23 protein-coding genes are annotated in these 24,337 nt (G+C 52.3%); 11 read left to right on the forward strand and 12 right to left on the reverse strand.

Going from position 1 to position 24,337, the window contains the following annotated elements; translation table 11 throughout:
- The first annotated feature begins 165 nt into the window (after positions 1–165).
- Positions 166–1,263, forward strand: a complete 1,098-nt coding sequence (gene mltA / locus JQN59_RS04525; RefSeq protein ID WP_008785702.1) for a murein transglycosylase A — start codon at positions 166–168, stop codon at positions 1,261–1,263.
- 108 nt (positions 1,264–1,371) lie between these two features.
- Positions 1,372–2,178, forward strand: a complete 807-nt coding sequence (gene tcdA / locus JQN59_RS04530; protein ID WP_003825630.1) for a tRNA cyclic N6-threonylcarbamoyladenosine(37) synthase TcdA — start codon at positions 1,372–1,374, stop codon at positions 2,176–2,178.
- Positions 2,179–2,255: 77 nt separating this feature from the next.
- Here the strand turns inward: tcdA and csdE are convergent, their stop codons facing one another.
- Together csdE and csdA are read right to left on the reverse strand one after the other, a co-directional pair.
- Positions 2,256–2,702, reverse strand: a complete 447-nt coding sequence (gene csdE, locus JQN59_RS04535; protein WP_103014855.1) for a cysteine desulfurase sulfur acceptor subunit CsdE — start codon at positions 2,700–2,702, stop codon at positions 2,256–2,258.
- Positions 2,702–3,907 carry a cysteine desulfurase CsdA gene (csdA, locus tag JQN59_RS04540; RefSeq protein WP_149607742.1) on the reverse strand — a complete coding sequence of 402 codons (1,206 nt, stop codon included), beginning with the start codon at positions 3,905–3,907 and terminating at the stop codon, positions 2,702–2,704. The genes csdE and csdA overlap by 1 nt, the downstream gene beginning before the upstream one ends.
- A 192-nt stretch (positions 3,908–4,099) precedes the next feature.
- Between csdA and JQN59_RS04545 the strand changes: the two genes are divergently transcribed.
- The 4 genes from JQN59_RS04545 (at position 4,100) to rlmM (ending at position 7,117) form a co-directional block, all read left to right on the forward strand.
- Entirely contained in the window at positions 4,100–4,327 is a 228-nt protein-coding gene (locus JQN59_RS04545; RefSeq protein WP_003825635.1) for a YgdI/YgdR family lipoprotein, read from the forward strand.
- Between the two features lie 365 nt (positions 4,328–4,692).
- Positions 4,693–5,610: a glycine cleavage system transcriptional regulator GcvA gene (gcvA, locus tag JQN59_RS04550; RefSeq protein WP_003034035.1), complete on the forward strand. Its 918-nt coding sequence runs from the start codon at positions 4,693–4,695 to the stop codon at positions 5,608–5,610.
- An 18-nt stretch (positions 5,611–5,628) separates the two neighbouring features.
- The gene (locus tag JQN59_RS04555; protein ID WP_003034037.1) at positions 5,629–6,024 is read left to right on the forward strand and encodes a DUF423 domain-containing protein; all 396 of its coding nucleotides are present in this window, start codon (positions 5,629–5,631) and stop codon (positions 6,022–6,024) included.
- Positions 6,017–7,117: a 23S rRNA (cytidine(2498)-2'-O)-methyltransferase RlmM gene (gene rlmM / locus JQN59_RS04560; protein WP_003034040.1), complete on the forward strand. Its 1,101-nt coding sequence runs from the start codon at positions 6,017–6,019 to the stop codon at positions 7,115–7,117. Before JQN59_RS04555 ends, rlmM begins: the two co-directional genes overlap by 8 nt.
- Positions 7,118–7,152: 35 nt before the next feature.
- On the opposite strand, the gene fucR is transcribed toward rlmM, so the two are convergent.
- The 5 genes from fucR to fucP all read right to left on the reverse strand — a co-directional run bounded on the left by fucR (position 7,153) and on the right by fucP (position 13,006).
- A complete protein-coding gene (gene fucR / locus JQN59_RS04565; protein ID WP_003825642.1) occupies positions 7,153–7,881 on the reverse strand; it encodes an L-fucose operon activator in 729 nt (242 codons plus the stop codon).
- Between the two features lie 57 nt (positions 7,882–7,938).
- On the reverse strand, positions 7,939–8,361 hold the full coding sequence (gene fucU / locus JQN59_RS04570; protein ID WP_149607743.1) for an L-fucose mutarotase: 423 nt from the start codon (positions 8,359–8,361) through the stop codon (positions 7,939–7,941).
- A gap of 1 nt (position 8,362) precedes the next feature.
- Entirely contained in the window at positions 8,363–9,781 is a 1,419-nt protein-coding gene (gene fucK, locus JQN59_RS04575; protein WP_149607744.1) for an L-fuculokinase, read from the reverse strand.
- 107 nt (positions 9,782–9,888) lie between these two features.
- Entirely contained in the window at positions 9,889–11,664 is a 1,776-nt protein-coding gene (gene fucI / locus JQN59_RS04580; protein ID WP_003825648.1) for an L-fucose isomerase, read from the reverse strand.
- 31 nt (positions 11,665–11,695) lie between these two features.
- Positions 11,696–13,006 carry an L-fucose:H+ symporter permease gene (gene fucP / locus JQN59_RS04585; protein WP_008785696.1) on the reverse strand — a complete coding sequence of 437 codons (1,311 nt, stop codon included), beginning with the start codon at positions 13,004–13,006 and terminating at the stop codon, positions 11,696–11,698.
- Between the two features lie 563 nt (positions 13,007–13,569).
- Here fucP and fucA point away from each other — a divergent pair.
- Entirely contained in the window at positions 13,570–14,217 is a 648-nt protein-coding gene (fucA, locus tag JQN59_RS04590; protein WP_003825656.1) for an L-fuculose-phosphate aldolase, read from the forward strand.
- Positions 14,218–14,228: 11 nt separating this feature from the next.
- A complete protein-coding gene (fucO, locus tag JQN59_RS04595; protein WP_149607746.1) occupies positions 14,229–15,377 on the forward strand; it encodes a lactaldehyde reductase in 1,149 nt (382 codons plus the stop codon).
- A 76-nt stretch (positions 15,378–15,453) separates the two neighbouring features.
- Here fucO and xni read toward each other — a convergent pair whose 3' ends face one another.
- From xni to queF, 5 genes are all read right to left on the reverse strand, one after another.
- Positions 15,454–16,209, reverse strand: a complete 756-nt coding sequence (gene xni, locus JQN59_RS04600) for a flap endonuclease Xni (protein WP_103014852.1) — start codon at positions 16,207–16,209, stop codon at positions 15,454–15,456.
- Positions 16,210–16,378: 169 nt separating this feature from the next.
- Positions 16,379–17,746, reverse strand: coding sequence for an L-serine ammonia-lyase (locus JQN59_RS04605; RefSeq protein ID WP_003034070.1), 1,368 nt, complete (start codon positions 17,744–17,746; stop codon positions 16,379–16,381).
- A 53-nt stretch (positions 17,747–17,799) separates the two neighbouring features.
- Positions 17,800–19,089, reverse strand: a complete 1,290-nt coding sequence (locus JQN59_RS04610; RefSeq protein ID WP_003034073.1) for an HAAAP family serine/threonine permease — start codon at positions 19,087–19,089, stop codon at positions 17,800–17,802.
- 561 nt (positions 19,090–19,650) lie between these two features.
- The gene (gene ppnN, locus JQN59_RS04615; RefSeq protein WP_003840366.1) at positions 19,651–21,015 is read right to left on the reverse strand and encodes a nucleotide 5'-monophosphate nucleosidase PpnN; all 1,365 of its coding nucleotides are present in this window, start codon (positions 21,013–21,015) and stop codon (positions 19,651–19,653) included.
- Positions 21,016–21,128: 113 nt separating this feature from the next.
- Positions 21,129–21,977 carry an NADPH-dependent 7-cyano-7-deazaguanine reductase QueF gene (gene queF / locus JQN59_RS04620; RefSeq protein WP_149607747.1) on the reverse strand — a complete coding sequence of 283 codons (849 nt, stop codon included), beginning with the start codon at positions 21,975–21,977 and terminating at the stop codon, positions 21,129–21,131.
- A gap of 68 nt (positions 21,978–22,045) precedes the next feature.
- On the opposite strand from queF, the gene syd reads away from it, so the two are divergent.
- The 3 genes from syd (at position 22,046) to truC (ending at position 24,335) form a co-directional block, all read left to right on the forward strand.
- On the forward strand, positions 22,046–22,591 hold the full coding sequence (gene syd, locus JQN59_RS04625) for a SecY-interacting protein (RefSeq protein ID WP_048225351.1): 546 nt from the start codon (positions 22,046–22,048) through the stop codon (positions 22,589–22,591).
- Between the two features lie 632 nt (positions 22,592–23,223).
- Positions 23,224–23,553 carry a YqcC family protein gene (locus tag JQN59_RS04630; protein ID WP_003825670.1) on the forward strand — a complete coding sequence of 110 codons (330 nt, stop codon included), beginning with the start codon at positions 23,224–23,226 and terminating at the stop codon, positions 23,551–23,553.
- Positions 23,553–24,335, forward strand: a complete 783-nt coding sequence (truC, locus tag JQN59_RS04635; protein ID WP_071445292.1) for a tRNA pseudouridine(65) synthase TruC — start codon at positions 23,553–23,555, stop codon at positions 24,333–24,335. Before JQN59_RS04630 ends, truC begins: the two co-directional genes overlap by 1 nt.
- Positions 24,336–24,337 lie beyond the last annotated feature (2 nt).

Consider the following 24,337-nt stretch of genomic DNA (forward strand, 5'->3'; position numbering starts at 1 on the left):
ACCCTTTTTTCACCTTGATCACGTTTTTAGGGTGAAAATGAACAAAAACAACGCATTCTGGATTATTTTTTGCTCAAAATTTGCGTTCGGGTATGTATACGCATTTCATTAGTTTCGGGGGTTTGTTATCTTCGTCTCGCATTCAGGCAACATAAGACGAGAACAATGAAAGGACGTTGGGCAAAATATCTTCTGGCGGGAGCTGTAGTCGCGATGCTCGCCGCGTGTTCCTCAAAACCCACCGATCGTGGGCAGCAGTATAAAGACGGGAAATTTACCCAGCCTTTCTCACTGGTGAACCAGCCTGATGCGGTTGGCGCGCCAATCAATGCCGGTGATTTCGCCGAGCAGGTTAATCAAATTCGCAGCGCTTCGCCACGTTTGTACGGCAACCAGAGCGACGTCTACAACGCTATCCAGCAATGGTTACGTGCGGGCGGTGATACGCGCAGTATGCGCCAGTTTGGTATTGATGCCTGGCAAATGGAAGGGGCGGACAACTACGGTAACGTCCAGTTTACCGGTTACTACACACCGGTTATCCAGGCGCGCCATACGCGCCAGGGCGAGTTTCAGTATCCTATCTATCGCATGCCACCAAAACGTGGGCGTTTACCCTCTCGTGCCGAGATCTACGCGGGCGCGCTAAGCGACAATTATATTCTGGCATACAGCAACTCCCTGATGGATAACTTCATTATGGATGTTCAGGGCAGTGGTTACATCGATTTTGGCGATGGCAGCCCGCTCAACTTCTTTAGCTATGCCGGGAAAAACGGCCACGCCTATCGCAGTATCGGTAAAGTGCTTATCGATCGTGGCGAAGTGAAAAAAGAAGATATGTCGATGCAGGCTATTCGCCACTGGGGTGAAACGCACAGCGAAGCCGAAGTGCGTGAGCTGCTGGAGCAGAACCCATCGTTTGTCTTCTTTAAACCGCAATCTTTTGCTCCGGTAAAAGGGGCCAGCGCGGTGCCGCTGATTGGCCGCGCGTCCGTAGCTTCTGACCGTAGTATCATTCCTGCGGGCACAACGTTACTGGCGGAAGTCCCGTTACTGGACAATAACGGCAAGTTTACTGGCCAGTACGAGCTGCGCCTGATGGTGGCGTTAGATGTGGGTGGGGCTATTAAAGGGCAACACTTCGATATCTATCAGGGTATTGGCGCTGACGCCGGACACCGTGCCGGGTGGTATAATCACTACGGTCGCGTATGGGTACTAAAAACAGCGCCGGGTGCGGGTAACGTGTTCAGCGGTTAATTGCCGGATGGCGCTTCGCTTATCAAGCCTACATTATTGAGTAGGCCTGATAAGGCGTAGCCGACATCAGGCAGTCAGACTGCTCGGTATTAATGAATTTGAGGTTCTATGTCTGTGGTTATTAGCGATGCCTGGCGCCAACGTTTTGGCGGTACGGCACGTCTGTATGGCGAAAATGCGTTGCAGCTGTTTGCCCAATCGCACGTTTGCGTGGTTGGGATTGGCGGAGTAGGGTCATGGGCGGCGGAAGCGCTGGCGCGAACCGGTATTGGCGCTATCACACTCATCGATATGGATGATGTGTGCGTCACCAATACAAACCGCCAGATCCATGCGCTGCGTGATAACGTCGGTCTGGCAAAAGCTGAAGTGATGGCGGAGCGTATCCGACAGATTAACCCGGAGTGCCGGGTGAACGTGGTCGATGATTTTGTTACGCCAGATAACGTTGCTGAATATATGAATGCGGGATTTTCGTACGTCATCGATGCGATTGATAGCGTGCGCCCAAAAGCGGCACTGATCGCGTACTGTCGGCGTAATAAAATTCCGCTGGTGACCACCGGTGGTGCGGGCGGACAGATCGATCCTACGCAGATTCAGGTCGTTGATTTAGCAAAAACCATCCAGGATCCGCTGGCGGCCAAGCTACGTGAGCGGCTGAAAAGCGATTTTGGCGTGGTGAAAAACAGCAAAGGCAAGCTGGGTGTGGACTGTGTGTTCTCGACCGAAGCGCTGGTTTATCCGCAGGCGGATGGCTCGGTATGTGCGATGAAAGCGACGGCGGAAGGGCCGAAGCGTATGGATTGCGCGTCCGGGTTTGGCGCGGCCACCATGGTGACAGCCACCTTTGGCTTTGTTGCTGTCTCCCATGCGCTGAAGAAGATGATGGCGAAGGCCGCGCGTCAGGCCTGATTGTGTCGGATGTCGCTACGCTTATCCGACCTACGGTTCGTGCAGTGTTGTAGGCAGGATAAGACGTATCTGCGTCGTCATCCGGCTTTCTGGGCCGCCTCGAGAATCGCTTCGTTCAGAGCATGTAGTCCCTGGCTACGCGAGGCGCTGAGCTGCGCGCGTAAACCCAGTTCGTCAAATAACGCCATCGGCGAACGCGCCAGTAACTCGGCTGCCGTTTTACCTTCGACCGCGGTGAGTAATACCGCCAACAGCCCACGTACTATTCGACCTTCGCTGTCGCCGAAGAAATGCAGAGTGCCATTCTCATGAAGAGTATGCCCCAGCCAGACGCGGTTTTCGCAGCCCGCAATTTCTTTGGCCTGCGCCTTTAGCGCATCCGGGAGCGCCGGCAACTGCTTACCCAGCAGAATCAGCTGGCGATATTTATCTTCCCACTGAGTAAGCGGGATAAAGGTATTGCGTAACGTCTCTTCGGTTACGGTTGTGCCAAACGGGTGTCCGGCGAACAGAGGGCTTGTCATTAATCCACCAATATTTCCAGCGCGCGGTCGACGGCTGCGACCAACGCATCCACATCGCTTTGGGTATTATAAGGGGCAAATGAGGCGCGTAGTGTTCCGGATACGCCCAGCTCCGCCAGCAACGGCTGTGCGCAGTGTTGCCCCGCGCGCAGCGCAATGCCATATTCGGCCAGCAGAGTGACCATATCGCTGTGATGAACACCCGCGAAATCAAAGGCTAACAGACTGGAGTCCTGGCAGCGGAAGGAACGAAAGCCAGGGCGTTTCGCCAGGGCATCTTCTGCCAGCGTCGCCAGACCCCGGCTCCAGTTTTCGGCCTGCCCAACGTCGACATCCGCCAGCCATTCGAGCGCCGCGCTTAGCCCGATAACGCCTGTAACGTTAGGCGTACCGGCTTCTAGCTTCCATGGTGCGGGCTGAGTGGTGAAACCGTCAAAACTGACTTCGCTAATCATCTTACCGCCCCCAAGCCAGGGAGACATGGCTTCCAACAGTTCCGGCTTACCGTACAGCACGCCAATACCGGTGGGGCCATATAGTTTGTGGCCTGAAAACGCATAGAAATCAATATCCAACTGCTGTACATCGGCAGGGTAATGCACAATCCCCTGGGCACCATCAACCATCACCACCATGCCAGCCGCATGGGCGAGCGTAATGGCGCGGGCCAGATCCGGGCAGCCACCGGTGACGTTCGACATTTGCCCGAGCGCCAGAATGCGGCTGCGCGGGGTAATGAGCTGCGTGAGGCGCTCAACGTCCGGCAATAAATGGGGGGTGAGTGGGAGTTTGACGACCTTAGCCCCCGTTTGCTCCGCGACCATCAGCCAGGGAACGAGGTTGGCGTGATGTTCCGCTGCGCTAACGATAATCTCATCACCCGGTTGAAGGCGTGGACGCGCATAGCTTTGGGCAACCATGTTGATCGCTTCCGTTGTGCCGCGGGTCCAGACGATGGTTTTGTCATCCGACGCATTAATCAGGTGTGCGACTTTTTCCCGCGCGGCTTCATAGCGTGCGGTCAGGCGCTGGGCTTCAGCAAACTGGCTGCGATGGACGTTCCCGGCACTCAGGCTATAAAACTGATGGGTAGCCTCAATGACCGCCTGCGGCTTTAGCGCCGTAGCAGCGCTGTCGAGATAGACGCCAGCATCGTTGAGTGCGGGAAATTGTGCGCGAAAGTGCGCGGGGTTAAAAGCGTTCATGGTATTCCTCAGTTCAGTAAACCGATCGTGGCGCAAAAAGGGCATTGATACAAGGGTTGTGCTAACCATCGGAATACTCTGGATATCCTGGCAAAGCCCGTTCAGTGTCTTATGCTAAATAGCGTTAGGCGAACAATTTTGCCTGTTACGGAGTATGTTTTTAATAGCATAAATCGCTTTAAGGAGAAGAAGATGAAAAAGACTGCCGCCATTATTTCTGCCTGTATGCTGACTTTTGCCCTGAGCGCCTGTTCTGGTTCGAATTACGTGATGCACACCAATGATGGCCGCTCAATCGTAGCTGATGGTAAACCACAGACCGATAATGAGACGGGGATGATTTCGTATAAAGACGCTAACGGCAACAAACAGCAGATTAACCGCACTGACGTGAAAGAGATGGTAGAACTGGAGCAATAACAGCCGGTCGGCCATCGACGAAATGTGGACAAAAAAAAGCACCGCAATTTGGCGGTGCTACATTAATCACTATGGACAGACAGGGTAAATGTACAGGAAGTGAAAAAGGGTAGCTTTGCTACCATGGTCTGAATCGCAGACCAATTGCAAACACAACAACACAACATCACAACCGTAAGCCAAAAGCCCACCAGAACACGCATTCCGATAAAACTTTTCGTTCCGGCTTCAGGAAGTGCCGCCACTATAGGTATTTGCTGGTAGAACCTCAACGGACAATTTATAATGGCTCAGATAAAAAAAACTAATAGGTTACAGCCTGTTAGCTAATTGTTAAATTCATTTAACATCAAAGCCTAAAAGTCATGTCAAAACGATTACCACCCTTAAATGCGTTACGTGTTTTTGATGCTGCAGCGCGTCATTTAAGCTTTACTCGCGCAGCAGAAGAGCTTTTTGTGACGCAGGCCGCAGTAAGTCACCAAATCAAGTCACTTGAGGATTTTTTGGGGCTAAAACTGTTTCGTCGACGCAATCGATCTTTGCTGTTAACGGAAGAAGGTCAAAGCTACTTTCTCGACATTAAAGAGATTTTTTCGCAATTAACCGACGCGACGCGTAAACTTCAGGCACGCAGTGCAAAAGGTGCGCTTACCGTTAGTTTATTGCCCAGTTTTGCGATCCAATGGCTGGTGCCCAGACTCTCTAGCTTTAACTCAGCTTATCCGGGAATCGATGTCAGGATCCAGGCGGTGGACCGTCAGGAAGACAAACTGGCTGATGATGTTGATGTGGCGATTTTCTACGGACGCGGCAACTGGCCGGGTCTGCGCGTTGAAAAATTGTACGCAGAATATTTATTGCCGGTCTGCTCTCCGCTGTTGCTTACCGGTGATAAACCGCTAAAGACACCGGACGACCTGGCAAAACACACGTTATTGCATGATGCGTCGCGACGAGACTGGCAAGCCTATACGCGCCAGCTTGGCCTGAATCATATCAACGTACAGCAGGGACCTATCTTCAGCCATAGCGCCATGGTGCTACAGGCTGCAATCCATGGACAGGGGATCGCGCTGGCTAACAACGTCATGGCGCAGTCCGAAATTGAAGCCGGACGTCTGGTCTGTCCGTTTAACGATGTTCTGGTCAGCAAAAACGCATTTTATCTGGTTTGTCATGACAGTCAGGCAGAACTGGGTAAAATAGCCGCCTTCCGTCAGTGGATTCTGGCGAAAGCGGCCACGGAACAAGAAAAATTCCGCTTTCGTTATGAACAATAATTTACGTAGGGTATTCAAATGACCAGCCGTTTTATGCTGATTTTTGCCGCCGTAAGTGGCTTTATCTTTGTGGCGTTGGGCGCCTTTGGGGCACATGTTCTGAGCAAAACCCTCGGTGTTGTTGAAATGGGGTGGATTCAGACCGGCCTTGAGTATCAGGCGTTTCATACGCTGGCTATCTTTGGCCTGGCCGTCGCCATGCAACGGCGCATTAGTATTTGGTTTTACTGGAGTAGCGTGTTTCTGGCATTAGGTACAGTGCTGTTTAGCGGCAGCCTGTATTGTCTCGCGCTCTCTCATTTACGCCTGTGGGCGTTTGTTACCCCTGTCGGCGGCTTCAGCTTCCTCGTAGGCTGGGCGCTGATGTTAGTGGGCGCTATTCGATTGAAACGTAAGGGCGTTAGCCATGAATAAGGTTGTATTGTTGTGTCGCCCAGGTTTTGAAAAAGAGTGCGCCGCAGAAATTACGGATAAAGCAGGACGCCGGGAAATCTTCGGTTTTGCCCGCGTGAAAGACAATGCGGGTTACGTCATCTTCGAATGCTATCAGCAGGACGATGCTGAAAAGTTAGTGAAAGAGCTGCCGTTTAGTTCGCTGATTTTTGCGCGTCAAATGTTTGTGGTGGGCGAGCTGCTGCAATACTTACCGCCGGAAGATCGTATTACACCGATCGTTGGCATGTTGCAGGGCGTGGTGGAAAAGGGTGGCGATCTGCGAGTAGAAGTTGCCGACACCAATGAAAGCAAAGAGCTGGTTAAATTTTGCCGTAAATTTACCGTACCGTTGCGTGCAGCGCTGCGCGAAGCAGGCGTACTGGCAAAGTATGAAACGCCAAAGCGTCCGGTGGTTCACGTCTTCTTTATCGCCCCTGGTTGTTGTTATACCGGCTATTCCTGGCCTGACAATAACTCACCGTTTTACATGGGGATTCCGCGTCTGAAGTTTCCAGCCGATGCGCCGAGCCGTTCAACGCTCAAGCTGGAAGAAGCGCTGCACGTGTTTATCCCTGCCGATGAATGGGATGAGCGTCTGGCGAACGGAATGTATGCGGTGGATTTAGGCGCCTGCCCGGGCGGATGGACCTATCAGTTGGTTAAACGCAACATGTGGGTTTATTCCGTGGATAACGGCCCGATGGCGCAAAGCCTGATGGATACCGGGCAGGTCACCTGGCTACGTGAAGACGGATTTAAGTACCGTCCGAATCGTAACAACATTTCGTGGATGGTCTGTGACATGGTGGAGAAGCCGGCGAAGGTTGCCGCGCTGATGGCACAATGGCTGGTCAACGGCTGGTGTCGTGAGACGATCTTCAACCTCAAGCTGCCGATGAAAAAACGCTACGAAGAGGTATCACAGAACCTGGCTTACATTCAGGCCCAGCTTGATGAACATGGCGTAAATGCCCAGATTCAGGCGCGTCAGCTGTATCATGACCGTGAAGAAGTAACCGTTCACGTACGTCGTCTGTGGGCTGCCGTCGGCGGTCGTCGCGACGAGCGATAAGGCTACAACCCAGGCCGGATGGCGGCGTAATCGCCCTATTCGGCCTGGATTGCCTCAATCAGCTGTGTATCTGAAACAATATGCGTCACATCATCCAGATGCCCAATTCTGGCCTCCCCCGAACGATTAAATTTACTTTTATCGATCAGTAATAAAGACTGCGATGCACGCTTAAGCAGAATGGATTTGAAGTCTGCGTTGGTTGCATTTGAGTCCCAGAGCGCACCGTCGCTGTCGATCCCTTCGCAGGAAAAAATAAACAGGTCAATCTCGAGTGGTTTTAGCTGCGAGATAAGCGAGGGATTAACGTAGCAACCGTATTTGCGCTCAAGGCGACCGCCGGAGCTGATAAGCTGAATGTGTTCACGTTTAGCCAATTCCTGGCAGATGGGCTGGCTGTTGGTAAAAACGTGAATGTTGATGTCCGGTAATTGTCGCGCCAGATACCAGCAGGTAGAGCTGGCGTCTAAGGCAATCACCATACCTTCTTCGATCCATGCCAACGCTTCACGGGCGATATCCGCTTTGTGCGCATAGTGGCTTTTGAGTCGAATATGAAATGGGTCACCGCTGTCCTGATTTTCCCGGTGAATAACTTTGGCCCGACCGTGGTTGCGTAACACTTTTCCCTGGGTCTGTAACTCGCTGAGATCGCGGCGGATGGTCTCTTTGCTGACGTTAAGCTGCAAAGCCAGGGCTTCGGTTGTCAGGCTTTTGTGGTTAGTAAGCAGATCTACGATTGCCTGCTGGCGCGCCGCTTTCATGTTCTGATCCTCATCTTATGATGAATGCCCGTACCTGACGGGCATTCTGACCAGAGATTACGGCGTTACCCCTTTTTTTAAAAGAATATTCCCGTACTTTGCCCGCTCTCCTGTGATAACGATCGCAAACGCCTTTTGTGCTCGTTCGTAAAAGGCATAGCGGTCAATACGCGTGATGTCCGGGCAGGGGGTCTGTAATGAAAGCGCCTGACGATAGCGAGTCTCAACGTCAGGATCGAGAGTGTCACCTTCAACCGCAGCCATCATCACCAGCGGTGGGGCGTAGCTGTCCAGTTCAAATAGCGGAATAAGCGACCGCAGCAGATCGCTGACCAGCAGACCGTCAGCGCGGATGACCTGCGGCCCCATGCTGTTGGCCGGGAAGTGGGCATCGGAAAAGATAATCTCATCGCCGTGTCCCATTTCGGCCAGCACTTTCAGTAAGTCGGGGGAAATTAAGGGAGATATCGTTTTAAGCATGTTACTCGACTCCTGTGAGTTCGGATTCGGTTTGCGGATAGAAGTAACGGTACTGATAGCGCACCTGTTCGCGCGCCTGCTCCGGGGAGGTAAATTCCCCGATGCCTGACCAGGCAAACATTGCGGCGCCTGCCACGGTGGTTTCGGCATCATCCAGCACTTTGACAGGGATCCCGAGAACGTTCGCTTTGATTTGGTTCCACAAGATGTTGCGGCTGCCCCCGCCAACTAATAGCAGTTCAGTGGCCTGGAAATGGCCGATTTTTTCCAGCGTTTGCAGATTCCGCTGCAGCTGTTCTGTCAGTCCTTCCAGCGCGGCGCGATAAAAGTGTCCACGGGTAGTATTGAGGGTAACCCCTTGCCAGCCCGCATTCTGACAGGCCAGCAGGTCGCAGTGCATCTTCACCCCTTCGGCACCAGCGGGAATATCCCGAGCTTCATCAATCAACGTTTGCCAGGGCGTGTCCGCGGTCCATAACAGCTTTCGAACCCATTCAAGCACGCCGGAGGCCAGCCACTGCATACCGGGATTGTTAAGCCCAGCCTGACTATCCAGCTCACAGGTGGAGCCCGCATAATGACTGAGCAGGGAGGTATTTACCTGCGCACTGCGTACCATCAGAATTTCCCATGTGCCGGAAGAGAGTACTGGTTCATCCTGTTGGGCTCCTGCGCCAAATAGCGCAAACTGTGTGTCGTGTCCGGCAGAGATGACTGGAATACCCTCTGGAAGTCCGAGCTGGCTGGCGGCCTCGCGTTGCAGTACCCCAATTTGTTCGCCTGCTTCAACCAGGCGCGGAAACAGGCGACGCGGTATGCCTGTTGCCTGCAAAATGTCCTGGCTGAAATCACGTTGCTGGATATCCAGCATCTGGCTGGTTCCCGCCATGGTGATGTCAGTTGTGAACTCGCCGGTTAAACGTTGGTTGATAAGCGACGAGATAAACAGCCAGGCGTGCGCCTGTTCCAGTAATTGCGGGTGGTTCTCTTTCAGCCACACCAGTTTGTACAGCGTATTGAAGCTAAACGCCCCAACGCCGGAGATTTCCTGCAGCTGCTGCGGTGACATGTAGCGATGGATATTCTCCATTACCGCTGCGGTACGTGGGCATTTCCAGCTGATCACCGGATACAGTTGTTTGCCGTTCTTATCCACCAGCGCGCCGTCCACGCCGAAGGTGGTGACGGCGATCCCGCGAATTTGGCAGGAGGCCAATTGTGAGGAGAGCCGCTGACAGCAGTCGGCAAAGCGTTGCAGAATGGCCTCCAGCGACCATTGGTGCCAGGCACTGTTTTCTGCGGCGATGTCACTAGCGTTCGGGGTCGCTGCGCGGGCGACAATCTTCCCCTGTCGGTCAACGGCAATGGCCCGTACGTTGGTCGCGCCACAGTCGAGAACCAGAATAACCTCTTGTTTCATAATTGCTCCTGGGAGATTACCTATTACCTGATGGCGGCTTCGCCTTATCCGGCCTACAAAACCGTGTGCTTCGTAGACCGCGCCGCCATCAGGCAATCGCTTGATGTTTAACGCTTATACAGCGGACCGTAGTTCTGACAAGCGCGGTAATCCTGACCTTCCGTATCCATACCGTGGGCGGCCCAGGAGGAAGGACGATAAATTTTCTCGTCTTCCACGTTGTGCATGCACACCGGGATACGCAGCATGGCAGCCAGAGTGATAAAGTCCGCACCTACGTGACCAATTGTCAGCACCCCGTGGTTAGCGCCCCAGTTAGCCATGACGGAATAGACATCGCTGAACGGGCCCTTGCCGGTTAAGCGCGGAGCAAACCAGGTGGTTGGCCATGTGGAGTTGGTACGCGCATCAAGCTGGTCGTGCATATCTTTCGGCAATTCCACGCTCCAGCCTTCCGCGATTTGCAGCACCGGTCCCAACCCTTTGATGATGTTGATACGGCTCATGGTGAACGGCACACCGCCTTCAGTCAGGAAGCGAGATGAGTAACCGCCCCCGCGGAAGTATTCGTGAATAGCCGGGCACCATTCGGTTGCCGCCAGGCATTCATCCGCCTCTTTCTGCGAGATTTCCCAGTGTGGTTTCATGGTCGGTTTACCTTCGCTGTCGCGCTGTTTGCAGGAACCGTCCAGTGCCGCAGAACCGGAGTTAATCAAGTGAATGATGCCGTGCTCAGCAAGGCCGGTCAGCGGTTTACCCGTCACGCGTTCAACCGCCTCTGGCGACCAGTAGGTGCGCACATCGGCAAAGACCTGGGCCGTGCCGGTGAGTTGATGGCCGAACAGCATCGCTACGCCGTTCAGGCTGTCGTTTTCGGTTGCGACAACGAACGGTTCACGAACGCCATTCCAGTCAAAGGAACTGTTGAGCAACGCTTCGGCGGTATCGCCATTTGGGTATTGATCGGTCCAGTGACGTTGCCCCTGGAAGCCCGCGGCGATCGCGTTATAGCCCAGGGATTCTTCGACCAGACCTTTGTCTGCCAGCTTTTTGTTACCCTGCATCATGTCGCGAATGCACATAGCCATCAGCAGGCTTTCTTTCAGCACTGCGCGGCTTTGTTCAGCGTTACGCTTATATTGCTGCGCGTTCTGATCTTCGCCGTAGCGGAAGTTTTTGTCCGCCCACGCCAGCGCCATTTCCAGCTCGGTTTCATCATAGATTTTCTGGTCAATGCGACGACGCAGCTCGGTCATATCAACCGCCTGCACCTTCATACCCAGCCAGGATTCAAAGAAGTTATGGTCGACGATAGAACCGGCGATGCCCATTGATACACCACCGACAGACAGGTAGCTTTTCCCTTTCATACTGGCGACCGCTAAGCCGGCACGGGCAAAACGCAGCAGTTTTTCTTCAACATCGGCAGGGATAGATGTGTCGTCTGCATCCTGTACGTCATGACCATAGATGGAGAAGGCAGGAAGGCCTTTTTGGCTGTGAGCTGCCAGTGCGGCGGCCAGGTAAACCGCCCCCGGACGTTCCGTGCCGTTGAAGCCCCAGATCGCTTTCGGGCGCATCGGATCCATGTCGATGGTTTCACTGCCGTAGCACCAACATGGGGTAACGGTAATCGTCACGCCAACATTCTGGCTGCTGAATTTTTCTTCACAGGCTGCGGATTCCGCCATGCCGGCGATACAGGTATCGGCAATCACACATTCAATTTGTGCGCCGCAGGCATGACGAAGTTTTTCAGTGATAAGCGCTGCGGTAGCTTTAGCCATATTCATGGTTTGCTCTTCGAGCGACTCACGTACACCCATACGACGTCCGTCAATAACCGGGCGAATACCAATTTTTGGTAAGCTGATTTTTTTCATCACAGATTCCTCACGTTATTCGGATAAATATTCAGTTGGCTGCCGTTTGTGAACGGAAGCGGGCAAAAATAAAGATGATGGCGAAGCAAAGCGCCGGGACCAGTTCAGCGGTCGGGATATTGCCAGCGGCATCGCTGACAAAGCCCATCACCGGGGTCACAATGCCGCCGCCAATGATGGTCATGACGATAAAAGACGAGCCGTATTTGGTGTCTTGTCCCAGATTTTTGATCCCCAGAGAAAAAATGGTTGGGTACTGAATCGACATAAATGCGCTGCACAACGTCAGGGCCAGCAGGCCGATCTGGCCACCGGTGAAGGCGGAAATCAGGCACAGAATCATGGCAAGCAGGGCATATGCGGCCAGCACTTTATGCGGCGCAAAGCGACTGATAAGCCAGGTGCCGGAGAAACGACCGATAAAGAAGCACACCATGGTGCCGGTCAGGTAGTTGGCGGCGAAACCTGGCGTCATGCCTGGGATCTCTTCGATTGCGTAGCGAATCAGGTAGCTCCAGCAGGCAGTTTGTGCACCGACGTAGCAGAACTGCGCCAGTACCGCCCAACGCCAGTGACGAATGCGCACCAGGCGGGAAAGAGACGCGGAGAATGAACTCTGAGCGTTGTCACTGTGATCGTCACTTTGCAGGGTCGGAAACTTGGTAAACATGATCAGCAGGGCGACCAGCAAAACGACCGCGACGATGATCATATAAGGGGTTTGAACCGATAACACCAGGCTGTGCTTGTAGGCACTTAGCTGTTCTGGCGCCATCTTATCGAGTACGTCTTGAGATTGATGTGGCACATTAGACAAAATAAGACTTTGCCCAAAAACAACCGCAATAATGGCACCAAATGAGTTAAAAGTTTGCGCGAGATTTAATCGGAAATGACCGCCGCTTTCCGGGCCCAGTACGGTTACAAAGGGGTTGGCAGCCGTTTCCAGACAACCTAAGCCCGCCGCAATAATAAATAGGCCAATCAGGAATAAGGTGTAATTCATTACCTCTGCCGCTGGCCAGAATAATGCTGCACCGATGGCATATAAGAATAATCCGGTAATAATGCCTGCTTTATAACTTAGTTTTTTCATCAGGATCCCGGCTGGGATTGGAATGACGAAATAACCAAAATAAAAAGCAGATTGAATCAGACCAGCCTGAAAGTTTGTTAATGTAAAAGCTTGCTGAAATTGTGGTAATAAAATGTCATTAAGATTATTGGCAACAGCCCAAAGAAAAAACAGTGAACAGAGTAACGCGAAGGGAATGACATAATTTTTTGTCTGCCCCCGCTCTACCGCATGAAAACTTTGTGTTTGTATTGATGTGTTTCCCATAGCATCCTCATCAGTTCATAAGCATGTTCAACAGCTTAAGAGTACGATTGGTGATTTTTACCAACCTGCTAATCCAGGTGAGTTCCGGTAACCTGCCAGATAAAATTGGCCTTCATGAATGAACTCATGAATTCATTTTCAAATAAAAACCGGCCATTAATATGATGGTGGTCACATTTATGCTCAGGGTGTGGGTTTATGTGATTATCATCACTTTAATTTCTTTAAAACAATGACCGTTTGAGAAAAATAAATTAAAAAGCCACAGGGATAATGCCCGAATTAATTAGTTAAGTGGAAAACGGGCAATGGTAACAATTTATTCGCAAATGACCGTTTTACAATGGTTTTATTAAGAACGGACATTTTGCAATTGTAATATTATGCCTGCATTTTTTTATTCAGCGTTATTAGTTGATGAACATCACAAAATCCAGTGCTAAAAATTCCCTTCTCTTTATTCAGCATGATGATAGTTAGCAAATACCCGCTTAAATCAACAGAGCGTCGAGGTATTAGCAATGTTCTGTTGTCGCATTTTGACTCACTGAGAGAGGTAAGTAATGGAACGAAATACGCTGGCACGGCAGATTATCAATACCTGCCTGGAAATGACCCGTCTGGGGTTGAATCAGGGGACTGCGGGTAATGTAAGTGTGCGTTACCAGGACGGGATGTTAATTACCCCGACGGGTATTCCCTATGACAAACTCACCGAATCCCACATTGTGTACATCAATGCTGAGGGGCAGCACGAAGAAGGGAAATTACCTTCCAGCGAGTGGCGGTTCCATATGGCCGCTTATCAGACGCGTCCCGATGCTCAGGCGGTGGTCCATAATCATGCCGTGCATTGTACTGCTGTTTCTATTCTCAACCGGCCAATCCCGGCAATCCATTACATGATTGCGGCGGCTGGCGGTAACTCAATTCCCTGTGCGCCATATGCGACATTTGGCACGCGTGAGCTTTCCGAGCACGTTGCGGTGGCGCTGAAAAACCGAAAAGCAACGCTGTTGCAGCATCATGGGCTGATCGCCTGCGAGGAAAATCTGGAAAAAGCCCTGTGGTTAGCGCATGAAGTGGAAGTGCTGGCGCAGCTTTATCTCAGCACGCTGGCGATTACCGATCCGGTTCCGGTACTGGACGATGAGGCTATCGCTATTGTGCTGGAAAAATTCAAAACATATGGATTGCGTATTGAGGAATAGGAGATAAAACGATGGCGAACAGAATGATTCTGAACGAAACGGCATGGTTTGGCCGGGGAGCTGTTGGCGCATTAACCGATGAAGTTATTCGTCGTGGTTATCGCAAAGCGTTGATTGTGACTGATAAAAATCTGGTGCAGTGCGGCGTTGTTGAGAAGGTGACTTCCCGAATGGATGCTGCAGGTCTGGCATGGGAAATCTATTCAGGCGTTATTCCTAATCCAACCATTGCGGTAGTGCAGGAAGGATTGAGTGTCTTTCAGCAAAGCGGCGCAGACTATCTGGTCGCCATTGGCGGCGGCTCCCCGCAGGATACCTGTAAAGCGATTGGCATTATTAACAATAACCCGGAATTTGCGGATGTACGCAGCCTTGAAGGGTTATCACCGACACGCTTCCCGAGCGTGCCAGTTATGGCTATCCCAACCACTGCGGGAACGGCGGCGGAAGTGACCATTAACTACGTGATCACTGACGAAGAGAATCGGCGTAAGTTTGTTTGTGTCGATCCACATGACATCCCGCAGGTGGCGTTCATTGATGCTGACATGATGGACGGCATGCCTGCTGCATTAAAAGCGGCTACTGGCGTAGATGCACTGACTCATGCCATTGAAGGCTACATCACGCGGGCTGCGTGGGCGCTTACCGATGCGCTGCACATTAAAGCCATCGAAATTATTGCCGGGTCATTACGCGGTTCCGTTGCGGGCGACAGCCAGGCGGGGGAAGCGACGGCTCTGGGCCAGTACGTTGCCGGGATGGGTTTCTCCAACGTAGGTCTGGGATTAGTGCATGGCATGGCACACCCGTTAGGCGCGTTCTACAACACGCCGCACGGCGTCGCGAATGCCATTTTGCTGCCGCACGTGATGCACTATAACGCCGAATTCACCGGGGAAAAATTCCGCGATATCGCCCGGGTAATGGGGGTTAAGGTTGAAGGACTGACGCTGGCAGAGGCACGCAAAGCGGCGGTGGATGCCGTCTTCGCCCTTAATCGCGATGTAGGTATCCCACTGCATCTACGCGATGTTGGCGTCCGTAAAGAGGATATTCCTGCGCTGGCGCAAGCCGCATTTGACGATGTTTGTACCGGGGGAAATCCGCGTGAAGCGAGCCTTGGGGATATCGTTGAGCTGTACCATTCCGCCTGGTAATCACCTGGCGTTTATCTGGCCTACAGAATTGTACAATAAGTAGGCCGGATAAGCGCAGCGCCATCAGGAAATAAGGCTACCGCGCCAGCCGTAGCTGTTGTAGGTTTCCGTCGATATGTAAGTCTGTTTGCAGCCGCGCGATATCGCGGCACAAAAACGCCATCTCCCGATGTTCTTCGAGTTTCTTACGCCATTTCTCCGGTACGTCATCCAGATGTTCATACAGCGCTTCCAGCGTTGGAAACTGTGCCAGCAGTTGTGTGGCACTTTTAGGACCAATACCGGCAACCCCCGGTATTTTAGAACTGCTGATCCCGGCCAGTCCCCAGTAATCTGGCAGCTGTTGCGGCAGTACGCCAAACTCTTTCTCGATAAACGGCGCATCCAGCCAGCGTTTCTGGAAATAATCACGAATACGCAGCGTCGGGGAGAGTAGCTGACAGTAGCCTTTATCGGTTGAGACGATAGTCGCCTGGTGTCCCGCCTGGCTAACTTTCACCGCCAGAGTGGCGGCTAAATCATCGGCTTCATTCCCGCTGGATACCCAGCAGCAGACGCCGCGCTGTTCAAAAGCGGCGCGTAAGGCGGGCATTTCCTGGTGTAAATCGTCAGGCATCGGCGGGCGACCGGCTTTGTAGTCAGGTAACCGTTGGTGACGCCAGCCGCTGTTACGCGCTTCGTCATCAAATACCGCCACGGCGTGCGTGGGTTGACTGTGCACAATCAGCTGATCGAGCGCGTGCTGGCATGCCTCCACGCAGGGGGAGCCCTGTACGGCGTGAATACGGCGGATGAGATTCAGTGCATCAACAATGAGTAGGTGGACGGCCACGGTGTTCTCCCTAACAAATTAGTCTGTAGGGTAACATTCACGACGAGTGGAGACGAGCATTGCGAAAGAGCGCTATCCGTAAGCCTGATAAGCGAAGCGCCATCAGGCAATAAAAGCCGGATGCGGCGAGCGCCTTATCCGGCCTACAGATACGAAAATGTGCTGAGAATTAATCGCAGGTGACAATCTTCATCGCCAGACCACCACGAGAGGTTTCGCGGTATTTGGCGTTCATGTCTTTACCGGTTTCGTACATGGTCTCGATAACTTTATCGAGGCACACGCGTGGTTCACTGGTACGGCGCAGCGCCATACGTGCAGCGTTCACCGCTTTAACCGAAGCAATGGCATTACGCTCAATGCACGGTACCTGAACCTGGCCGGCAACCGGGTCGCAGGTCAGACCCAGGTTGTGTTCCATACCGATTTCTGCCGCGATGCACACCTGCATTGGGCTACCACCCAGCAGTTCAGCCAGACCAGCCGCTGCCATGGAGCAGGCGACGCCAACTTCACCCTGACAACCGACTTCGGCACCAGAGATAGAGGCGTTCATCTTGTACAGTGAACCAATGGCGCTCGCGACCAGCATGTAGCGTGCCAGCGAGTTAGCGTTCACTTCACGGATAAACTTGTCGTAATACGCCAGTACGGCAGGAACAATCCCGCATGCACCGTTGGTTGGTGCAGTCACCACGCGTCCACCGGCTGCGTTTTCTTCGTTCACGGCCAGCGCGAACATGTTGATCCAGTCAACAACCGCCATCGGGTCAGTGGTGGTTTTGTCACTGCTGACCAACATGCGACGCAGCGCAGCAGCACGACGCGGAACGCGCAGTTTGCCCGGCAATACACCTTCGGTGGTGATGCCGCGTTCAATCCCGCTACGCATCACTTCCCAGACGTTAGCAAAGTGCTGTTCCAGCTCTTCTTTGCTGTGCAGCGCCAGTTCGTTTTGCATCATCAGACCGGAAAGCGACAGGCCGGTTTCCTGGCAATGACGTTGCAAATCAGCTGCGGATTTATACGGATATGGCACGTTTACCGGAGAGTTGTTCGGTAAACCAAAGTGTTCTTCATCAACGATGAACCCACCGCCAATGGAATAGTAAGTCTGGCTGTAAATGGCCTTTTCGCCCGCCAGTGCGGTAATGCGCATCCCGTTTTCGTGCAGGGACAGATTGTCCGCATGGAAATTCATGCACTTGTCGACCGGGAACTCGACCTCATGTTGACCGTCTGCCAGCAGCAAACGCCCATGAGTATTCACATCCTGGATAAAGGACGGAATGGCATCAATGTCTACGGTATCCGGCAGATTACCCGCCAGGCCCATAATAATCGCGATGTCGGTATGGTGACCTTTCCCCGTCAGAGATAAAGAGCCATAGACATCAACCACTACGCGGGTTACGTCAGTGAGAATTCCGCGTGCAATCAGGTCATCCGTGAATTGTTTGCCTGCTTTCATCGGGCCAACAGTGTGGGAGCTGGAAGGGCCAATGCCGATTTTGAAAATATCGAATACGCTAATCATGAGGCGTCCATTGTGTATCGAGGTGCGCCGCCCCGAGGAGCGGCGCAGGGGAATTAACTGAACAGAGAGTAGAAAATAGCGGAGATAGCGATCAGGCCCATAATCACAACGAAGACGTTGCTGATATGGCCGCTGTACTTACGCATTGCCGGTACTTTCTGAATGGCATACATCGGCATCAGGAACAGAATCATCGCGATGATTGGGCCACCCAGGGTCTCAATCATGCCGAGGATGCTTGGGTTCAGCGTCGCCACAATCCAGGTGGTTACCAGCATGAACAGAGCAGTGATTTTGTTCAGTTTGTTGATTTCGATGGATTTGCCTTTGCCACGCAGAGACTTAATCACCATACCATTGAAGCCTTCACGTGCGCCCAGGTAGTGGCCCAGGAAGGATTTGGTGATAGCGATAATCGCGATGATCGGTGCCATCCAGGCAATAATCGGCGCGTTAAAGTGGTTCGCCAGGTAAGACAGAATCGAGATGTTCTGCTCTTTCGCTGCTGCCAGGTCTGCCGGAGTCAGGCTGAACACGCAGCTGAAGACGAAGAACATAACGGTCAGTACCATCATGATGTGAGCGAATGCCAGAATCTTGGAGCATTTTTTCTCTGCTTCATCACCGTACTCTTCACGCTTCGCCACGGCGAAGGAGGAGATGATCGGGGAGTGGTTGAAGGAGAACACCATTACCGGAATTGCCAGCCACAGGGTCAACAGCAGGCCGTTGCCGGTGGTTGCCGCAGAGTCAAATGACATGGTTTCCAGAATCGCACCGCTCCACTGAGGGATCAGGTACAGCGCCAGCAGCATCAGAGCCGCAACGAACGGGAATACCAGGATGCTCATCGCCTTAACGATCATCTGCTCACCGAAGCGCACGATGGTCATCATGCCGACAATCAGGATCAGTGACAGGATTGCGCGCGGCGGCGGCGTAATTGCCAGCTGGTGGGTCAGGAAGCTTTCAACCGTGTTGGTGATTGCTACGCTGTAAACCAACAGAATCGGGTAGATAGCGAAGAAGTAGAGCAGGGTAATCAGTTTACCTGCACCAACACCAAAGTGTTCTTCTACAACTTCGGTGATGTCTTCACCCGGATTTTTACCGGACAGCACAAAGCGAGTCAGGCCGCGGTGTGCAAAGAAAGTCATTGGGAAGGCAAGGATCGCCATGATGATCAGCGGGATCATACCGCCTACGCCTGCGTTAATCGGCAGGAACAATACACCCGCGCCAATCGCCGTGCCGTAAAGGCCCAGCATCCACATGGTATCTGTCTTGCGCCATGCGCTGCGGGTCTGGCCCGTAACGATAGTGCTGGTTTGAGTGTTTTCCATCTATTTCTCCTGGAGGAAGCTTAAAAAGTCGGGTTTGGGTTCAATCCAATGAGAAAGCACCCGACTGTAAATCGAAATTCGTTGAGCGATTTTTTATATAATTTTTCGCCGTAATAATTTGCGGGCGGAAAGATACATTTTAGTAATGAATGTATCAGTGATCGGGATCCCAAATGCAATAATCCACCTTTTATGTGGATAAATTTGGGCCATTAATCTGTTAAAAAATAGTCAAAGCGAATTTACGGGCGCGAAGGCTAACATTAACGACATATCTCATGAAAGCGAAGGCGCGAAGATACGAGCGTTGCGCTGTAAAAACTGTTGTTTTTAGATGATTTCGGCGACTAATAATAATTTTCTAAGATAAATCACGGTTGGTTTTTCAAGGTAATCGTTTGCGTATCGCGTTATATTTAACGACATATCATTGGTATTTATATAATCGTCTGAGCTATGTGACTGGTATCACTAAAAAAAGCCGGGAGGCGCATGCGCCAAACCCGGCTTTGATATGGACAAAACTGTCACCGCTATAGCGCTGCTAGCGGGTGTTGAAGGTCAGGCGCAGATCTCGTAGCAAGGGATGTACGCGGAGCCTGGCAACTTCATGCGATGTTGTGCAACAAAGCCCTGCAGGAGATCGTCCATGCGGCGCATCATTTCGCGGTCACCGTGGATTTTGTACGGGCCAAACTCTTCGATGGCGCGAATGCCGACCTCCTTCACGTTACCGGCCACAATACCCGAGAATGCACGACGCAGGTCGGCGGCCAATACTTCAACGGGTTGATCCGGGTACAGCTTCAGGTTGGCCATGTTTTCATGGGACGGCTCGAACGGCATCTGCAGATCGGGCGCGATACGAATCGACCAGTTAAAGCTGTAAGCATCTCCTGTGTCGCGACGGTTTTCTTTCACCAGCGGCATCGCTTTTTTCATCAGACGTGCCACTTCTGCCGCATCGTCAATGATAATGCGATAGTGGCGACGCGCATCTTCCCCCAGCGTGTGCACGATAAATTCGTCCAACACGCGGAAGTAATCCGCACTCTCTTTTGGTCCGGTCAGGATCAGCGGCAGCACTTGATCTTTGTTGGCCGGATTCATCAGGATCCCCAGCAGATACAGCAGCTCTTCTGCTGTCCCTACGCCACCCGGGAAGATGATAATACCGTGGGCGATACGCACGAACGCTTCCAGACGTTTTTCAATGTCCGGCATGATGATCAGTTCGTTTACCAGCGGGTTAGGCGGTTCAGCGGCGATGATTGACGGTTCGGTCATGCCAATAAAGCGGCTGTCTTTGTATCGCTGCTGGGCGTGGCCGACCGCAGCGCCTTTCATTGGCGCTTCCATCGCCCCCGGGCCGCAGCCGGTACAGATGTTCAGTTCGCGCAGGCCCAGTTGGGTGCCGACGCGACGGGCATACAGGTACTCATTTTCGTTGATTGAGTGGCCACCCCAGCAGACGACCATGTTCGGCGCTTCACCAACGTGCAGCGCCCGTGCATTACGCAGGATCGAGAATACGAGGTTGGTGATATGCACCGAGCTTTCGAGATCCAGATGCTGAAAACGACCGGCGTTATGGATCTGTCCATTGACGAAAAGAATGTCGCGCAGCACGGCAAACAGGTTAGCCTGTAGCGCACGAATAATGCGTCCATCAACAAACGCATCTTCAGGTGGGTTGATCAGTTCCAGCTTCACGCCCCGTTCGCGGCGCAGTACGTTAATATCGAAACTTTCAAAGCGGGACAGCAGTTCTTTACTGTTGTCGGTCAAACTGCCGGAGTTCAGAACGGCAAGCGAACAGTTACGAAACAGTTGATACAGGTCGCTGCTGGCCGTGCGTTTAAGCATATCGACTTCCAGCTGCGACAACATGTCCATTGAGCCAAGCGGGCTAATATGTGTAATCAAGTAAACTCCTTATGGGACGCAACACGTCATTCCCTATTGATTACAATAGCCCTGGCTTATGACCTTTCACAACCTTGCGCGCGGAATCCGGCACGCAAAATTGAGAAAAAAGATTACTGACGTACCAAACGACCGGTTGCCGGAGTGAAATCGGTGTTGGTGCGCCATGGGTTAATGTCCAGGCCGCCACGTCGCGTGTAGCGTGCATAGACGCTCAGTTTTTCTGGCTGGCAGAAGCGCAGAATGTCATTGAAAATACGTTCCACGCACTGCTCATGAAATTCATTATGGTGGCGGAAGGAGACCAGATAACGCAGCAGCTTCTCTCTGTCGATTTTCCGTCCACGATACTGAATTTGTATGGAGCCCCAGTCGGGCTGGTGGGTGATCAGACAGTTGGATTTCAGCAGGTGGCTGACCAGCGTCTCTTCGACTGCCTTTTCACTGCTCACGGCATTTTCCAGATACGCAGTGCTGAACTGATAGTTGTCGATGACGATATCCTGATTGTCGATACAGGTCCCATTAAAGTGGGCTATCGGCTGCCCTTCCAGTTCGTCAAGGCGGTACAGCGCCACGCTGACATCGCCCTGAGCGCAGGCGCGCAGATCGTTTTCCAGCGTTTGGCGTACCGCGTCCCAGGAATCAAAACGCGTCTGGTTAAAACTGTTCAGGTAAAGCTTAAAGCTTTTCGACTCAATCAGATTTACGCTGGTGTAATCCAGTTCCACGTGACCGACCGCGACTTGCGGTAAGCCGTTGGCATTCAGCCACGACAGTTCATACAGCGTCCAGATATCCGCACCGTGAAAAGGCAAGTTATCGGCCTTTAAATCCAGCGGGTCGCGATTCAGGCTGCGCGGAACGCCCTGCAACAGACTTGCATCGTAATTGTCTCGGTAATCCGTTGATTTACCGAGTGTCAGGCCGTTAAGCGCCTGATGATTTTCATAAGAGGACATGTTTCACCGTCATAAACCAGATACACTATGCGACAAGTGTATCCTGGCTTTTGTGAAGAGAGAAATCAGTGGACGAATTGACAGCGCAGGCGTTGATAGCCTTTACGACGCGTTATTGCGACGCATGGCATGAAAAAAACAACAGTTGGCCGCTCAGCGAAGAGCTGTATGGCGTACCTTCTCCGTGCATCATTTCTTCCACAGATGATGCCGTATTTTGGCAGCCTCAACCTTGTGTCGGCGAAAATAACCTCAATGCGGTTGAACGGGCCTTTGATATTGTGGTACAACCTGCCGTTCACGCTTTTTACACCACCCAGTTTGCTGGTGATATGCACGCGCAGTTTGCGGATGAAAAGCTCACGCTGCTGCAAACCTGGAGTGAAGATGACTTCAGGCGCGTTCAGGAAAACCTGATTGGTCATCTGGTTACGCAAAAGCGCCTCAAGCTATCACCTACGCTTTTTATTGCCACACAAGATAATGAGCTTGACGTCATTTCGGTGTGCAATCTGTCCGGTGAAGTGTGCAAAGAAACGCTGGGAACCCGTAAACGAACGGTGCTGGCGGCCTCACTTGCGGAATTCCTCACTCAACTTAAGCCAGTTCTGTAATCCAGTTTGCCCTGAATCTTGTGAGAGATCTCTTACAAGCCCTGTAGGACATTGCCAGGTGATAAGTAAAGACTTAATGAATTGATAAAATAATAATTTATTATTATTCAATTGGTTAGTGTTTTATTGTCAACTTTCATACGAAAATAATCGTAAGGGTAAGCCTGTAAGCATCTTGTAAGACAAAGCGAAACAGGCGATTCTATATCTGTCGACAAGGAGTCGCACAACGAAGAGAACATCAGGATGATGGCTCTTCGCCAGGACACACCAGGACGGTGTTGCAAGGACAGGCTTCAGGACGAAGCAAAGAGGAAGACGCTGGATGCGTTAAAGGACACCTCCAGGATGGAGAATGAGAGCCGGTCAGGATGTTCGGCGGGTCTGGATGGCCAGGATACTTCAGGATGAAGTTTTCACATCGGGGTGATGTGAGCAGGATGCAAAAGTTCAGGATGAACACGGTCGCAAGACCACAGGAAAAGTTGTCACGGATGAGCAGGGAGCACTAAAAGTAGCTGGAATGCTGCGAAACGAACCGGGAGCACTGTTTTTACAGTGCTCCCTTTTTTTATTTCCCTTCACTAGTGCTATTCTTCGCGCCAGATTTTTTCATCATTGAGGTTAATTTCATGACGACTCATGACCGTGTGCGCCAGCAGTTACACGCACTTGAAGCGCTACTGCGTGAACATCATCACTGGCGGATGGATGAGCCAGCAGAGCATCTGTTTACCAGTACGCAGCCTTTTTGTATGGATACCATGGAGCCGGTCGAGTGGCTGCAGTGGGTGTTGATTCCCCGCATGCATACGTTGATTGATAACGCGCAGCCGCTTCCGCAAGCTTTTGCCGTCGCACCGTATTACGAAATGGCGCTGGCAGCCGATCACCCGCAACGCGACATTCTTCTGGCGGCATTGCAGGAGCTGGATGCGCTGTTTACAAGTGATAACGCCTGATGCTGGAAATTCTTTATCAGGACGAATGGCTGGTCGCCGTCAATAAACCTTCGGGCTGGTTGGTTCACCGCAGTTGGCTTGACCGGGATGAGAAAGTGGTGGTGATGCAAACGGTGCGCGACCAAATTGGTCAGCACGTATTTACCGCCCATCGTCTCGACAGACCAACCTCCGGCGTGCTGCTGATGGGACTGTCCAGCGAAGCCGGGCGTTTGCTGTCCCAGCAGTTTGAACATCATCAAATTCAGAAACGCTATCATGCGATTGTGCGTGGCTGGCTGATGGATGATGCCGTGCTGGATTACCCGCTGGTCGAAGAGCTGGATAAGATTGCCGATAAGTTTGCCCGTGATGATAAAGGCCCACAGCCTGCTGTCACCCATTATCGTGGCCTGGCAACGGTAGAAATGCCGGTAGCGACCGGGCGTTATCCGACTACCCGTTACGGGCTGGTGGAACTGGACCCTAAAACCGGTCGCAAGCACCAGCTCAGACGCCATCTGGCGCACTTGCGCCATCCGATTATCGGCGACAGCAAGCACGGTGATTTGCGGCAAAACCGCAGCGCCGCAGAGCATTTCGGTTGCCAGAGATTGATGCTGCATGCCAGCCAGCTTGCGCTGACCCATCCTTTCACCGGCGAACCGCTGGTTATTCGAGCCGGACTGGATGACGTCTGGATGCAGGCGTTATCACAGTTTGGCTGGCGTGGACTTCTCCCTGAGAATGAAAGGGTTGAGTTCAGCGAGCTGTCAGGTCAGGATGAGCAGATAGATTCTTAAGT

It is taken from the genome of Citrobacter sp. B72, assembly GCF_016894305.1.
GTDB classification, from domain to species: domain Bacteria; phylum Pseudomonadota; class Gammaproteobacteria; order Enterobacterales; family Enterobacteriaceae; genus Citrobacter; species Citrobacter portucalensis.

What these genes read in the sequence shown, in the direction of transcription:
- csdA (WP_149607742.1), bottom strand. Translation starts at nt 3,907, where the DNA reads ATGAACGCTTTTAACCCCGCGCACTTTCGCGCACAATTTCCCGCACTC.
- rlmM (WP_003034040.1), top strand. Translation starts at nt 6,017, where the DNA reads ATGAATAAGGTTGTATTGTTGTGTCGCCCAGGTTTTGAAAAAGAGTGC.
- fucO (WP_149607746.1), top strand. Translation starts at nt 14,229, where the DNA reads ATGGCGAACAGAATGATTCTGAACGAAACGGCATGGTTTGGCCGGGGA.
- tcdA (WP_003825630.1), top strand. Translation starts at nt 1,372, where the DNA reads ATGTCTGTGGTTATTAGCGATGCCTGGCGCCAACGTTTTGGCGGTACG.
- fucP (WP_008785696.1), bottom strand. Translation starts at nt 13,006, where the DNA reads ATGGGAAACACATCAATACAAACACAAAGTTTTCATGCGGTAGAGCGG.
- fucR (WP_003825642.1), bottom strand. Translation starts at nt 7,881, where the DNA reads ATGAAAGCGGCGCGCCAGCAGGCAATCGTAGATCTGCTTACTAACCAC.
- mltA (WP_008785702.1), top strand. Translation starts at nt 166, where the DNA reads ATGAAAGGACGTTGGGCAAAATATCTTCTGGCGGGAGCTGTAGTCGCG.
- gcvA (WP_003034035.1), top strand. Translation starts at nt 4,693, where the DNA reads ATGTCAAAACGATTACCACCCTTAAATGCGTTACGTGTTTTTGATGCT.
- csdE (WP_103014855.1), bottom strand. Translation starts at nt 2,702, where the DNA reads ATGACAAGCCCTCTGTTCGCCGGACACCCGTTTGGCACAACCGTAACC.
- fucK (WP_149607744.1), bottom strand. Translation starts at nt 9,781, where the DNA reads ATGAAACAAGAGGTTATTCTGGTTCTCGACTGTGGCGCGACCAACGTA.
- JQN59_RS04555 (WP_003034037.1), top strand. Translation starts at nt 5,629, where the DNA reads ATGACCAGCCGTTTTATGCTGATTTTTGCCGCCGTAAGTGGCTTTATC.
- truC (WP_071445292.1), top strand. Translation starts at nt 23,553, where the DNA reads ATGCTGGAAATTCTTTATCAGGACGAATGGCTGGTCGCCGTCAATAAA.
- JQN59_RS04605 (WP_003034070.1), bottom strand. Translation starts at nt 17,746, where the DNA reads ATGATTAGCGTATTCGATATTTTCAAAATCGGCATTGGCCCTTCCAGC.
- JQN59_RS04630 (WP_003825670.1), top strand. Translation starts at nt 23,224, where the DNA reads ATGACGACTCATGACCGTGTGCGCCAGCAGTTACACGCACTTGAAGCG.
- fucI (WP_003825648.1), bottom strand. Translation starts at nt 11,664, where the DNA reads ATGAAAAAAATCAGCTTACCAAAAATTGGTATTCGCCCGGTTATTGAC.
- JQN59_RS04610 (WP_003034073.1), bottom strand. Translation starts at nt 19,089, where the DNA reads ATGGAAAACACTCAAACCAGCACTATCGTTACGGGCCAGACCCGCAGC.
- fucA (WP_003825656.1), top strand. Translation starts at nt 13,570, where the DNA reads ATGGAACGAAATACGCTGGCACGGCAGATTATCAATACCTGCCTGGAA.
- JQN59_RS04545 (WP_003825635.1), top strand. Translation starts at nt 4,100, where the DNA reads ATGAAAAAGACTGCCGCCATTATTTCTGCCTGTATGCTGACTTTTGCC.
- queF (WP_149607747.1), bottom strand. Translation starts at nt 21,977, where the DNA reads ATGTCCTCTTATGAAAATCATCAGGCGCTTAACGGCCTGACACTCGGT.
- fucU (WP_149607743.1), bottom strand. Translation starts at nt 8,361, where the DNA reads ATGCTTAAAACGATATCTCCCTTAATTTCCCCCGACTTACTGAAAGTG.